At 64.3% G+C, this 13,261-nt stretch carries 12 protein-coding genes; 9 read left to right on the top strand and 3 right to left on the bottom strand.

Annotation, left to right across the window (positions count from 1 at the left end):
- Positions 1-128 precede the first annotated feature (128 nt).
- Entirely contained in the window at positions 129-1,463 is a 1,335-nt protein-coding gene (locus QMX96_RS09140) for an OprD family porin (RefSeq protein ID WP_282361648.1), read from the bottom strand.
- Between the two features lie 490 nt (positions 1,464-1,953).
- Here QMX96_RS09140 and tauA point away from each other — a divergent pair, with 490 nt between their 5' ends.
- Genes tauA through tauD form a run of 4 tightly spaced genes read left to right on the top strand, consistent with a single transcriptional unit; the run spans position 1,954 to position 5,432 of the window.
- Positions 1,954-2,931 (top strand): taurine ABC transporter substrate-binding protein, encoded by a 978-nt coding sequence (gene tauA, locus QMX96_RS09135; protein ID WP_043861608.1) that lies wholly within the window; start codon positions 1,954-1,956, stop codon positions 2,929-2,931.
- Positions 2,932-2,946: 15 nt separating this feature from the next.
- Positions 2,947-3,741: a taurine ABC transporter ATP-binding subunit gene (gene tauB, locus QMX96_RS09130; RefSeq protein ID WP_043861607.1), complete on the top strand. Its 795-nt coding sequence runs from the start codon at positions 2,947-2,949 to the stop codon at positions 3,739-3,741.
- Complete coding sequence (gene tauC / locus QMX96_RS09125) at positions 3,738-4,577, top strand: taurine ABC transporter permease TauC (RefSeq protein ID WP_282361647.1); 840 nt, start codon at positions 3,738-3,740, stop codon at positions 4,575-4,577. The genes tauB and tauC overlap by 4 nt, the downstream gene beginning before the upstream one ends.
- Before the next feature lie 21 nt (positions 4,578-4,598).
- A complete protein-coding gene (gene tauD, locus QMX96_RS09120; protein ID WP_054915908.1) occupies positions 4,599-5,432 on the top strand; it encodes a taurine dioxygenase in 834 nt (277 codons plus the stop codon).
- 150 nt (positions 5,433-5,582) lie between these two features.
- Here tauD and betT read toward each other — a convergent pair whose 3' ends face one another.
- Positions 5,583-7,580 (bottom strand): choline transporter BetT, encoded by a 1,998-nt coding sequence (gene betT, locus QMX96_RS09115; protein WP_282361646.1) that lies wholly within the window; start codon positions 7,578-7,580, stop codon positions 5,583-5,585.
- A gap of 236 nt (positions 7,581-7,816) precedes the next feature.
- The gene (epsC, locus tag QMX96_RS09110; RefSeq protein ID WP_043861603.1) at positions 7,817-8,749 is read right to left on the bottom strand and encodes a serine O-acetyltransferase EpsC; all 933 of its coding nucleotides are present in this window, start codon (positions 8,747-8,749) and stop codon (positions 7,817-7,819) included.
- Positions 8,750-8,942: 193 nt separating this feature from the next.
- Here epsC and QMX96_RS09105 point away from each other — a divergent pair, with 193 nt between their 5' ends.
- The 5 genes from QMX96_RS09105 (at position 8,943) to QMX96_RS09085 (ending at position 13,110) form a co-directional block, all read left to right on the top strand.
- Entirely contained in the window at positions 8,943-9,956 is a 1,014-nt protein-coding gene (locus QMX96_RS09105) for a D-cysteine desulfhydrase (RefSeq protein WP_043861602.1), read from the top strand.
- Positions 9,957-9,977: 21 nt separating this feature from the next.
- Positions 9,978-10,772 carry a cystine ABC transporter substrate-binding protein gene (tcyJ, locus tag QMX96_RS09100; RefSeq protein WP_100632959.1) on the top strand — a complete coding sequence of 265 codons (795 nt, stop codon included), beginning with the start codon at positions 9,978-9,980 and terminating at the stop codon, positions 10,770-10,772.
- A complete protein-coding gene (tcyL, locus tag QMX96_RS09095) occupies positions 10,769-11,437 on the top strand; it encodes a cystine ABC transporter permease (protein WP_088514101.1) in 669 nt (222 codons plus the stop codon). The genes tcyJ and tcyL overlap by 4 nt, the downstream gene beginning before the upstream one ends.
- A 3-nt stretch (positions 11,438-11,440) precedes the next feature.
- Positions 11,441-12,202 (top strand): L-cystine ABC transporter ATP-binding protein TcyN, encoded by a 762-nt coding sequence (tcyN, locus tag QMX96_RS09090; protein WP_058541691.1) that lies wholly within the window; start codon positions 11,441-11,443, stop codon positions 12,200-12,202.
- A gap of 182 nt (positions 12,203-12,384) precedes the next feature.
- Positions 12,385-13,110: a hypothetical protein gene (locus tag QMX96_RS09085; RefSeq protein WP_282361645.1), complete on the top strand. Its 726-nt coding sequence runs from the start codon at positions 12,385-12,387 to the stop codon at positions 13,108-13,110.
- Positions 13,111-13,261 lie beyond the last annotated feature (151 nt).

Raw genomic sequence — 13,261 nt, 5'->3', positions numbered from 1 at the left:
CCTCACTGTAGCCTGCCTGTGCATAAGGTTAAAAAGAATAAATATCGATTTATTTATAACTGAAAAGCCTATCAATTCACGGGCAAAAAAAACCCCGCACACGGCGGGGCTTTTCGTTCAGCCAGGCCTTACAGGAAGCTGTAGGTGTAGCTGAGGATCAGGCGGTTTTCGTCCTGGTCGCGCTGGTTGACCGCGTCGGAACGCAGCGAGGCGTTACGCCAGGCCAGGCCCAGACCCTTGAGGGTACCTTCCGGTACGACATAGCCCAGGGTGAAGTCACGTTCCCACTCGGAACGGTCACTGCCCGGCGCGTTGACGTTGTCGCCCTTGAGGTAGATCACGGAGGTGGTCAGGCCAGGCACGCCGATGGCAGCGAAGTCATAGGCGTACTGCGCCAGCCAGGTGCGCTCGCCGGCACGCTGGAACTTGCCGATCTGCACGTCGGTGATCAGGTAGCTGGTCGAACCGTCACCCTGGTTCAGGAACGGGAAGTCGCTGGTACCGTTGACGCGCTGGTAGCCGGCGCTCAAGGCATGGCCTTGCAGGCTGTAGGTGAACTTGGCGCTCCAGGTACGGTTGTCGACTTCACCGTTGTTCTGGTAACCGGAGGCACGGTAGCCGGCCAGGCGACCTTCGGTGCTGCCGTTCTTGCCGTCCGAATCGCTGTAGAAATAACGCAGGTCGGACTTCAGGCTACCCACTGGCAGTGCCAGGGTGTGGGTCAGGCCCAGGAAGTGCTGTTTGTAGAAGTCGTCCAGGTTGCCGTAGTAGTACTGCGCCAACAGGTCCTTGGTGATCTTGTAGTCGGCACCGGCGTAGTAGAACGCGTTGCTGCGACGGTTCGAGGTAGCGGTTTGCGGGTTGCCGTTGGAGCCGGCGATGGTCAGCGACTCGTTGTTGGTCGAGTTACGGCCCTTGGCGTGTTCCAGCTTGCCGCCGACCAGCGTCAGGTTGTCGATTTCGTTCGAGGTGATCTGGCCACCTTCGAAGGTCTGCGGCAGCAGACGGCCGTCGTTGTAGGTCACGACCGGCAGTTTTGGCTGCAGGGTGCCCAACTGGGCGACGGTTTTCGAGATCTTGACCTTACCGGTCAGGCCCACGCTGCTGAATTCGTTGACCGCACGGCCGTCGCCGTCGGTTGGGAACACCAGGCCGCCCTTGGCAGAGCTGGTTGGGTTGTAGTGGGTGCCTTTACCCGAGTCCAGGCGGAAACCGGCCAGGCCGATGGCGTCGACACCAAAGCCGACTGTGCCTTCGGTGAAGCCCGAGCTGAAGTTGAAGATGAAACCTTGGCCCCATTCTTCCTGTTTGGAAGGTTTGCCATCGCCATTACGGTTGTCTTGGTTGATGTAGAAGTTGCGCGCAGTGATGCTCGCCTTGCTGTCTTCCACAAAACCGGCTGCACCCGCTTGCTGGGCCAGTACCCCTACGGCCACGGCAAGTGCCAGGCTGGACTTGTTCATGCATCACTCCTTTCGATTCTAATTTTTGTGTGTCGCTTGATGGGCAGACTCTGTCGTTCCGCTCCAAAGACGATTGGCGATTAGCACCAAAGCGTGACTGATAAGTCAATCGTAACCAGTCGTTTCACTACTTTGGTCTAAGGCGCCGGCCTTGGGTGCGAAGGATAATGACAATCCTATAAATCAAAAAAGACAATTTTGTGAATTTTTCAGATTATTACGGAATATAGTCCGATTATTTCAGCGTTTTGCAGGATAGCCCATAAGCTAATTCCCATATCTTCTTAAAAAGATATTTTTTATACCGATCATCTTCCTCATTGCCCCGGCAGCCCGCGATTGTTCACCACCCTGGCAGCGACTACCTTGACCCGGGTCATCCAGCCAATGACTCCTAAGCTAATGCCAAAAAGTTATTTATTTCGACATTCTTAGATCAACTAGTCTTCTCGTCATCCACACCGCCTACCCGCCTGACGAGGAGTTTTCCATGACCCTGCCTGCCCCGCTGCGCCTGTTCACCGCCCTGGCCCTGGCCGGTGCCGCCTTCTTCGTCCAGGCCGCCGACCTGACCGTGGCCTACCAGACCACCGTCGATCCGGCCAAGGTGGCCCAGGTCGATGGCACCTATGAAAAGACCAGCAAGGCCAGCATCGACTGGCGCAAGTTCGACAGCGGCGCCGACGTGATCACCGCCGTCGCCTCCGGTGACGTACAGATCGGCTACCTGGGCTCCAGCCCCCTGGCCGCCGCCGCCACCCGCAAGCTGCCGGTGGAAACCTTCCTGATCGCCACCCAGATCGGCGCCGCCGAGGCACTGGTGGCTCGCGAGGGCAGCGGCATCAACTCGCCGCAGGACCTGATCGGCAAGAAGATCGCCGTACCGTTCGTGTCCACCGGCCACTACAGCCTGCTGGCCGCACTCAAACAGTGGAACATCGACCCGTCCAAGGTGCAGATCCTCAACCTCGCGCCACCGGCGATCATCGCCGCCTGGAAGCGCGGCGACATCGACGCCACCTACGTATGGGACCCAGCCCTGGGCGTGGCCAAGGAAAACGGCAAGGTGCTGATCACCTCCGGCGAGCTGGCCGAAAAAGGCGCACCGACCTTCGACGCCTGGATCGTGCGCAAGGACTTCGCCGCCAAGCACCCCGAGATCGTCAAGGCCTTCGCCAAGGTCACCCTCGACGCCTACGCCGACTACCGCAAAAACCCGCAAGCCTGGCTGGCCGACAAGGCCAACGTCGACAAGCTGGTCAAGCTTTCCGGCGCCAAGGCCGCGGACATTCCGGGCCTGCTGCAGGGCAACGTGTTCCCGCTGGCCGCCGACCAGGTCGCGGCCCTGGGCGCACCGACCACCAAGGCCATCACCGACACCGCCACCTTCCTCAAGGAACAAGGCAAGGTCGACGCGGTACTGCCGGACTACGCGCCCTATGTCAGCGCCCAGTTCATCACCAACTGACACCGGAGCCCCTTCATGGCCCTGCTACAACTGGAGCGCATCAGCGCACAGTACCCCGGCGCTGCCGAACCCGTACTGGCCGACATCTCACTGAGCCTGGGCCCGCAGCAGCTGCTGGTGGCCCTGGGCCCTTCCGGCAGCGGCAAGACTTCGCTGCTCAACCTGATCGCCGGCTTCGTCACCCCCAGCGCCGGGCGCATCACCCTCGATGGCCAAGCGGTGCAGGGCCCCGGCGCCGACCGTGGCGTGGTGTTCCAGGACGACGCCCTGCTGCCCTGGCAGGACGTACTGGCCAACGTCGGCTTCGGCCTGGAACTGGCCGGCGTACCCCGTGCACAACGTGAAGCCAGGGCCCGCGAAATGCTCGCCCTGGTGGACCTGGCCGACTTCGGCAGCCGGCGTATCTGGCAATTGTCGGGCGGGCAGAAGCAGCGTGTGGGCCTGGCCCGTGCACTGGCTGCCGACCCGCGCATCCTGCTGATGGACGAGCCGTTCGGCGCCCTGGATGCATTCACCCGCGAACAGATGCAGGAACTGCTGCTGCAGGTGTGGCAACGCACCGCCAAGCCGGTGTTCCTGATTACCCACGACATCGAGGAGGCGGTGTTCCTGGCCACCGAACTGGTGCTGCTGGCGCCCAACCCGGGGCAGATCGTCGAGCGCCTGCAACTGGACTTCGGCCAGCGCTACGCCGCAGGCGAATCGGCACGCGCGATCAAGTCCGACCCACGCTTCATCGAAACCCGCGAGCACGTACTGTCGCGGGTGTTCTCCCAACGCAGCGCCACCCCGCGCAAGGAGCTCGCATGAGCAGCCTCGACCTGCCGGTAACGGCCAAACCTGCCGCTGCTGCAGCGGTGCCCGTGAAGGCGCGGCGCAGCCTGAGCACACGCTGGATCAGCGTACTGACCCTGGCCACGCTGCTGCTGGCCTGGTGGGCGGTGACCGCCGCCGAATGGATCGAGCCGCTGTTTCTGCCCTCGCCCGAGGCGGTGCTGGGCAAGGCCTGGCTACTGATGATCCAGGGCTACATGGAATCGACCCTGTGGCAGCACCTGGGCGCGAGCCTGCAGCGTATCGGCCTGGCCCTGGGCGCGGCGATCCTGACCGCGATCCCGATCGGCATCGCCATCGGCCACAACCGTATTGCCCGCGGCATCTTTGACCCGCTGATCGAGTTCTACCGGCCGATCCCGCCGCTGGCCTACCTGCCGTTGATCGTGATCTGGTGCGGCATCGGCGAGTTGTCCAAGGTGCTGCTGATCTACCTGGCGATCTTCGCCCCGATCGCCATCGCCACTGCCACCGGCGTGCGCACCGTCGACCCGGCCAGGCTGCGCGCCGCGCAGTCGCTGGGGGCCACCCGGGCACAACTGATTCGCCACGTGATCCTGCCCAGCGCACTGCCCGACATTCTTACCGGCGTGCGCATCGGCCTGGGCGTGGGCTGGTCGACCCTGGTGGCCGCCGAACTGATTGCCGCCACCAGCGGGCTGGGCTTCATGGTGCAGTCAGCCGCGCAGTTCCTGGTGACCGACGTGGTGGTGCTGGGCATTCTGGTGATTGCCCTGATCGCCTTCGCATTGGAAATGAGCTTGCGCGCCCTGCAGCGCAAGCTGGTGCCCTGGCATGGCCAGAGCCATTGAGACTTGCACAAAGAGACCGACATGAGCCTGACCATTACCCCGCTGAGCCCCGCGCTCGGCGCACAGATCAGCGGCATCGACCTGACCCGCGAGATCAGCCGTGAACACCGTGACGCCGTGGAGCAGGCGCTGCTCCAGCACCAGGTGCTGTTCTTCCGCGAGCAGCCGCTGACCCCGCAGCAGCAGGCCAGTTTTGCCGCGCGTTTCGGCGATCTGCACATTCACCCCATCTACCCCAACGTGCCCGAAACGCCACAGGTGCTGGTGCTCGACACGGCCGTCACCGATGTACGCGACAACGCCATCTGGCATACCGACGTGACCTTTCTGCCCACCCCGGCGCTGGGTGCGGTGCTCAGCGCCAAGCAGTTGCCGGCCTATGGTGGCGACACCCTGTGGGCCAGCGGCATTGCCGCCTATGAGGCACTGTCGGCGCCGCTGCGCCAGCTGCTCGACGGGCTGACCGCCACCCACGACTTCACCAAGTCGTTTCCGCTGGAGCGCTTTGGCAACACCGCCGAAGACCTGGCGCGCTGGGAAGCGGCGCGACGCAACAACCCGCCGCTGTCGCACCCGGTGATCCGCACGCACCCGGTGAGCGGGCGCAAATCGCTGTTCGTGAGCGAAGGCTTCACTACCCGCATCAACGAACTGGGCGAGGCCGAGAGCGAGGCGATCCTGAAACTGCTGTTCGCCCACGCCACGCGCCCGGAGTTCACCATCCGCTGGCGTTGGCAGGAAAACGACGTGGCGTTCTGGGACAACCGCGTAACGCAGCATTACGCGGTGGACGATTACCGACCGCAGCGGCGGGTAATGCATCGGGCGACTATTCTGGGCGACAAGCCGTTTTGAGGCGGTGCGCCGCGGCCATCAATTACGTACTACGTGGTACGAATCAAGATATGAAAACACCCCGTTGGGCGTAGCTGGCAAGAGGGAGGCATTCGCCGGCAAATCCGGCTCCTGTAGGAGCCGGCCGTGCCGGCGAAGGGGCCGGCAGCCCTAACGCACCATGTGCAAAAACTGCAGGTGACGCTCGTACTGGTCGAGGATGTCGTTGATGATCTGCTCCTTGCTGTAGCCCACCAGGTCGTAATCCTGGCTGCCTTCACTCAGGTGCACCTCGGCGCGGTAGTAGCGCCGGTTCTTCAACTCCTGCGTGCCCAGCCCGGCCAGTGCGAACGATGGCGTGAAGTAGCCGCGCATCTGCACCTGGTAGATGAACGGCTGCTCTTCGCCATGGCCGATCTTCAAGCTCACGTTGTCGTGGCTCGGGTCTTCTTGGGTGATGACATTCAGGCCCTTCTCGGCAAACACGTCGGTCACCTCGGCAATCGCCGGGCGCACCACGTCATCCATGAACCGGTACACCTCGTCCCGCGAGGGGAAGTGCACAGCCTGGCTCAGGCGATGCCGCCAGCCGCCACGCCCGCGCCGCGAGTTGGCGAACGGTGCCAGCGAGTGCATCTGCGCGATCTGACGCTGCGACTCCAGGTAGAACGCCTTGTGCAGGCCCCACATCATCGCCAGCAGGATCACCGAGAACGGCAGCGAGGTCAGCACCACCGCCGACTTGAGCGAGTCGATGCTGCCGGCAAACAGCAGCCCGCTGGTCACCAGCGCCGTCATCGCACCCCAGAACACCCGCAGCCAGTTGGGGCCGTCCTCGTCCGGGCTGCCGTCACGGGCCGACAGGGTCGAGAGCACCACCGTGCCCGAGTCGGCCGAAGTGACGAAGAACACGAAGCTGATGAACACCGTGACCGCGATCACCACCTTGCTCCACGGGTAGGTTTCCAGCAGCAGGTACAGGCTCATCGAGGGGTTTTCCAGCGCCGACTGCCCCAGCGCCGTAGCGCCATTGAGCACCTGCAGGATCGCGCTGTTACCGAAGATGGACATCCACGCCAGGGTGAAGCCCAGCGGAATCAGCAGCACGCCGAACACGAACTCGCGGATGGTGCGCCCGCGGGAAATCCGTGCGATGAACAACCCGACGAACGGCGCCCAGGCAATCCACCAGGCCCAGTAGAACACCGTCCAGCCGCCCAGCCAGTCGCTCGGTTCGTTGTAGGCGTACACATCGAAGCTCTTGCGCGGCAACGCGCCCAGGTAGTCGCCCAGGTTCTGGATCAGGGTGTTGAACAGGTGCTGGGTAGGCCCGGCGAACAGTACGAACAGCAGCAGTGCGCAGGCCAGCACCATGTTGATGTCGGACATCACCCGCACGCCCTTGTCGACCCCGGCGATGGCCACCACCACCGCTGCCCCCATCATCAGGCTGATCAGGATCACCTGCACCCACTGGGTGTGCGGGATGCCGAACAGGTAGTCCAGGCCCGAGTTCAGGTGCAGCACGCCAAAGCCCATGTCGGCGCCCAGGCCGAACACCGTGGCGATGATGCCGAAGCCGTCCACCGCGTAGCCGATGGGGCCGTTGATGCGCTTGCCGATCAGCGGGTACAGCGCCGAACGCAGCGCCAGCGGCAGGTTGTGGCGGTAGGCGAAGTAGGCCAGCGCCATGCCCACGAAGGCGAACACGCCCCAGCCGTGCAGGCCCCAGTGCAGAAACAGCAGCTGCATCGCCTGGCGCCCGGCCTCGGCGGTGCCGGCTTCGCCCTGGGGCGGCTGCAGCAGGTGGGTCAGGGGTTCGGAGACGCAGAAGAAGAACAGCGTGATGCTGATGCCGGCGGCGAACAGCATGCCGGCCCACGACAGGTAGCTGAACTCGGGTTCGTCGTGGTCGGCACCGAGCTTGATCTTGCCGTAGCCGGACAAGGCGGTGACCACCACGAAGACCAGGTACAGGGTCATCGCCAGCATGTAGTACCAGCCCACGGTGTTGGCGGCCCAGTTCTGCGCCGCCAGCAGCCATTCACCGGCCACCTGCGGGTTGCTGATCACGGTCAGGCCGAACAGCAGGATGAAGCTGGCGGCAAAATAGAACACCGGGGGGTTCATGCGGATAGTGCTGGGGGTATTCGAAGACGGTGCACTCATTGCGTGTGCACCTCGCGGGGGTGTGTGAGGGTTGAGTTGTACGGGTTCAGCAAAGGGTTTCCTCCTGTTGAACACCGGCAGCGGACCACCGTTTAAGTTGAACGAGCGTTCAAGTTAAACATGGATGGGGGTTACGGTGCGACCCATCGCGGGTCAAGCCCGCTCCCACAAAAACAGCGGTGATCGTTGTGGGAGCGGGCTCGGCCCGCGATGAGGCCTTCAAAAACACTGAAGATCTACTTCTGCGTCCCATCATCATGCTGCAGATTGGCCTGGGTCAGGTTGCTGCCTGCCGCCACACTGCGGGTCAGCCACACATTGCCGCCGATGGTCGAGCCCTTGCCGATGGTGATACGCCCCAGAATAGTCGCGCCGGCGTAAATCACCACGTCGTCCTCGACGATCGGGTGGCGCGGCTGGCCCTTCTGCAACTGCCCCGACTCGTCCGCCGGGAACCGCTTGGCGCCCAGGGTCACCGCCTGGTAGATACGCACCCGCTCGCCAATGATCGCCGTCTCGCCGATCACCACACCGGTGCCATGGTCGATGAAGAAGCTCGGGCCGATCTGCGCGCCGGGGTGAATGTCGATGCCGGTGGCCGAATGCGCCAGCTCCGAACTGATGCGCGCCAGCAGCGGCAGCCCGGCGCGGTACAGGTGATGCGCCAGGCGGTGGTGGATCACTGCCAGCACGCCGGGGTAGCACAGCAGCACCTCGTCCACGCTGCGCGCCGCCGGGTCGCCGTGATAGGCCGCCAGTACATCGGTATCGAGCAACGTGCGCAGGCCCGGCAGGGCGGCGGCGAAATCCTGGATCAGGCGCAGCGCCTGGGCGTCAATCTCCAGCGACTCGGCCTTGCCCTGGCGCGCGGCGTAGCGCAGCTCAAGGCGCGCCTGGGCCAGCAATGCGGTCAGCGCCGCGTCCAGGGTGTTGCCCACATAGAAGTCTTCGCTCTCTTCGCGCAGGTCCACCGGGCCCAGGCGCATGGGGAACAGCGCGCCGCACAGCTGCTCGAGAATCTGGCGCATCGCCTCGCGCGAGGGCAGCTCGCGCCCGCCCTGCTCGCCACTGCTGCGGCCATTGCGGCTGCGCCATTGGTCACGGGCTGAACGCAGCTGGCTGACGAGGGTTTGCAACTGCCAATGGCCTGTTTGCGCGTTGTCGCTCACGGTTGTCTCTCCTGACGCGGCGGCGGCTTGTGGAGGGGGTGGCCGCCTTGTTGCGGATCACTTTACGGCAAATGGCCACGGCGGAAAAAATATCCCTTTATGCGCTTTGGCTATAAATCCGGCATAAGCCGGCCCAGTGGAAGAGACGCCCACGGCTGCCTATAGTCGAAGTTTCCCCAGTCAGCCCGATGCCATGATCGAACACCAGCTCGAACGCTTCAAACGCCTGCCCTTGCTCGATGCACCCACCCCGCTGCACCGGCTCGAACGCCTGTCGGCCTGGGCCGGGCGCGACATCTACATCAAGCGCGACGACCTCACCCCGCTGGCCCTGGGCGGCAACAAGCTGCGCAAGCTCGAGTACCTGGCCGCCGACGCGCTGGCCAGCGGTGCCGATACGCTGATCACCGCCGGCGCCATCCAGTCCAACCACGTGCGCCAGACCGCAGCACTGGCCGCGCAACTGGGCCTGGGCTGCGTGGCCCTGCTGGAAAACCCCATCGGCACCGACTCCCCCGCCTACCAGCACAACGGCAACCGCCTGCTGCTGGAACTGTTCGACGCCAGGGTCGAGCTTGTGGATAACCTCGACGATGCCGATGACCAGTTGCAGGCGCTGGCCGTGCGCCTGCATGCCAGCGGACGCAAGCCCTACATCGTGCCGATTGGCGGTTCCAATGCGCGTGGCGCCCTGGGCTATGTGCGCGCCGGGCTGGAGCTGGCCGAGCAGATCACCCGCAGCGGGCAGACCTTCGCCGGGGTGGTGCTGGCCTCCGGCAGTGCGGGCACCCACAGCGGCCTGGGCCTGGCGCTGGCCCAAGCGCTGCCGCAACTGCCGCTGATCGGCGTGACCGTGTCGCGCAGCGACGAGGCCCAGCGCCCCAAGGTGCAGGGCCTGGCCGAACGCACCGCCGAGCTGCTGGGCATCGACCTGCCTGACGCCTTCAAGGTCGAACTGTGGGACGAGTACTTCGCGCCGCGCTACGGCGAACCGAATGCCGGCACCCTGGCCGCCATCCGCCTGCTGGCCAGCCACGAGGGCCTGCTGCTGGACCCGGTGTACACCGGCAAGGCCATGGCCGGGCTGCTCGACGGCATCGCGCGCCAGCGTTTCGACGAAGGCCCGCTGATTTTTCTGCATACCGGTGGGGCACCTGCATTATTCGCCTACCCTGAGGTCTGGAGCAGTCAACCAATAACGGCTTAATTGATATCAGCGGGGCCAGTCATGACGATTTCCGTATTCGGTAAACAGTTGCTGGGCACAGGGGCTGCCCTGGTACTTGGCCTGGGCCTGCTTGGCCAGGCGGTCGCCGGCGAGCAATTGCAGAAGATCAAGGACAGCGGCAGCATCAGTGTCGGCCTGGAGGGTACCTACCCGCCGTTCAGCTTCGTCGACACCGACGGCAAGCTGACCGGCTTCGAGGTCGAGCTGTCCGAGGCCCTGGCCAAGGAACTCGGGGTCAAGGCCAGGCTGCAGCCGACCAAGTGGGACGGCATCCTCGCCGCCCTTGAATCCAAGCGTCTGGACATCGTGGTCAACCAGGTGACCATCTCCGACGAGCGCAAGAAGAAATACGACTTCTCCGAGCCCTACACCGTTTCCGGCATCCAGGCCCTGGTGCTGACCAAGAACAAGGACACCCTCAAGACCGCGCAGGACCTGGCCGGCAAGAAGGTGGGCGTGGGCCTGGGCACCAACTACGAGCAATGGCTCAAGGACAACGTGCCCAAAGCCATCATCAAGACCTACGACGATGACCCGAGCAAGTTCCAGGACCTGCGCGTGGGCCGCATCGACGCCATCCTGATCGACCGCCTGGCGGCACTGGAATACGCCAGAAAAGCCAAGGACACCATCGCCGCCGGCGACGCCTTCTCGCGCCAGGAAGCCGGCGTGGCCCTGCGCAAGGGCGAGCCGGAACTGCTCGACGCGATCAACAAGGCCCTCGACAAACTGCGCGCCGACGGCACGCTGAAAAAGCTTTCCGAGAAGTATTTCAGTGCTGACGTGACGCAATGATCGAAGAGAGCCTGCAGCTGGCCCTGGACAGCGCGCCCTTTCTGCTCAAGGGCGCCTACTTCACGGTGTTCCTGAGCCTGGGCGGGATGTTCTTCGGCCTGTTGATCGGCTTCGGCCTGGCGCTGATGCGCCTGTCTGCGATCAAGCTGCTGAGCTGGACGGCGCGGGTCTATGTATCGTTCTTTCGCGGCACGCCGCTGCTGGTGCAGCTGTTCATGATCTATTACGGCCTGCCGCAGCTGGGCATCGAGCTGGACCCGCTGCCCGCGGCGCTGATCGGGTTTTCCCTGAACATGGCCGCCTATGCCTGTGAAATCCTGCGCGCCGCGATCAGCTCCATCGACCGCGGCCAGTGGGAGGCCGCCGCCAGCATCGGCATGACCCGCGGCCAGGCGATGCGCCGCGCGATCCTGCCGCAGGCCGCGCGCACCGCCCTGCCGCCGCTGGGCAACAGTTTCATCTCGCTGGTCAAGGACACCGCGCTGGCCGCCACCATCCAGGTGCCGGAGCTGTTCCGCCAGGCCCAGCTGATTACCGCACGCACCTTTGAGATCTTCACCATGTACCTGGCCGCCGCCCTGATCTACTGGGTGCTGGCCAGCGCGCTGGCCCACCTGCAGAACCGTCTGGAAGCGCGGGTCAACCGCCATGACCTGGAGCCCTGAGGCATGATCGAAGTCACCCGCCTGAGCAAGCAGTTCAACGGCCTGACCGTGCTCGACGACATCAGCCTGACGGTCGAGGCCGGTGAAGTGATCGCCATCATCGGCCCCAGCGGCTCGGGCAAGACCACCTTCCTGCGCTGCCTGAACCTGCTGGAGACCCCCAGCAGCGGACGCATTCGTGTGGCCGACATCGAGATCGACGGCGACCGTCCGCTGGCCAAGCAGGCCACGTTGATTCGCCACCTGCGCCAGCAGGTCGGTTTCGTGTTCCAGAACTTCAACCTGTTCCCGCACCGCACCGCCCTGGAGAACGTCATCGAGGGGCCGCTGGTGGTCAAGAAGGCCCCCCGCGAAAAGGCCCTGGCCCTGGGCCGTGCGCTGCTGGCCAAGGTCGGCCTGGCGGGCAAGGAGGATGCCTACCCGCGGCGCCTATCCGGTGGCCAGCAGCAGCGCGTGGCCATTGCCCGTGCATTGGCCATGGAGCCGCAGGTGATCCTGTTCGACGAACCCACCTCGGCGCTGGACCCCGAGCTGGTGGGCGAGGTGCTGGCGACCATTCGCGGCCTGGCCCAGGAAAACCGCACCATGATCATCGTCACCCACGAAATGAACTTCGCCCGCGACGTGGCCAACCGGGTGATCTTTTTCGACAAGGGCGTGATCGTCGAACAGGGCGAGGCCAAGGCCCTGTTCGCCGCGCCGAAGGAAGAACGCACACGCCAGTTTCTGGGCAAGTTTCTCGGCGCGCAGGGCCACGCCCACTGACCCGGATGCACCGCCCGAGCACAGACAAATCCGAGTTTATCCACAGCCCCCATGCCGCTTCGGGTAGGACCGCTCTGAAGCGCTGCCGACTGCCCGGTCACGGCCATCGGGCACCTTGACTCACCTGCCGATCCAGCCAATAACCAAAGCCTCGTGCCACCACCCGCACAAGGAAACGGACCATGCACCGCGCAGCCAAAGGATCTGAACTGCCGCCCCCCGCCCTGCTCCATATCGCGCCCCATGGCATTGGCGTGCACACCGCCAGCCACCTGCAAGCCAGCATCCAGACCGCACCGACCCTGCAGGCCGGCGACCTGCTGGAGCTGTTCTGGGGCAACCGCTACGTGGCCGCGCATCTACTGCGCGCCGGCGAGCCCGGCACCTCGATCGCCCTCGCCGTGCCCAGGCAGATGCTCTACCCGGGGCTCAACACCCTGCACTACCGCCTGCTCCAGCCCGGCCAGCACCCGCGACGCTCCGCGCCATTGCAGGTAGCGGTCAAGCTGAACTGCCCCGGCGGCTACGTGACCACCCCGGAGAACCCGCACCTGACGCCCTTGCGCCTGCCTGGCCGGCTGCTGCGCCAAGGGCTGGATCTGAGCCGCTGCGGGCAGGGTGTACCGTTCAATATCGCGCCGTACCGGCACATGGCCGAAGGCGATGCGATCACCCTGCGCTGGGCCGACCTGCGCATCGACCTGGCGCCACTGTCCGGCGACGGTATCGGCTGCCCGATACAGGGCCTGATCCCGCCCCAAGTGCTGCTGGAAGCCGGCAACGACGAGCACCTGGACGCCAGCTACTGCATTCTGGACAAGGTCGGCAACTGCTCGCAGTGGGCCCCGGCCGTGCGCCTGCGGGTGTTCGGCCAAGGGCCGCGGAGGCACTTCTATGCATATTCCTAAAGGTTAGTTTATTTAATTTTTATACACGCTTAGGGTATATAGACCGGACCACCGGACCAGCGCATTTCTGTCGCCCATATCGATCACGGCGACGTTTCCAATACGTGAGGTAGGTATGGTCAGGAACACAATCACCCCAGTGCGCAACGCC

It is taken from the genome of Pseudomonas sp. PS01300, assembly GCF_029960155.1.
In the GTDB taxonomy this organism is placed as follows: domain Bacteria; phylum Pseudomonadota; class Gammaproteobacteria; order Pseudomonadales; family Pseudomonadaceae; genus Aquipseudomonas; species Aquipseudomonas palmensis.
The sequence above is the reverse complement of the archived record's forward strand: the minus strand, read 5'-3'. Positions and strand labels throughout refer to the sequence as shown.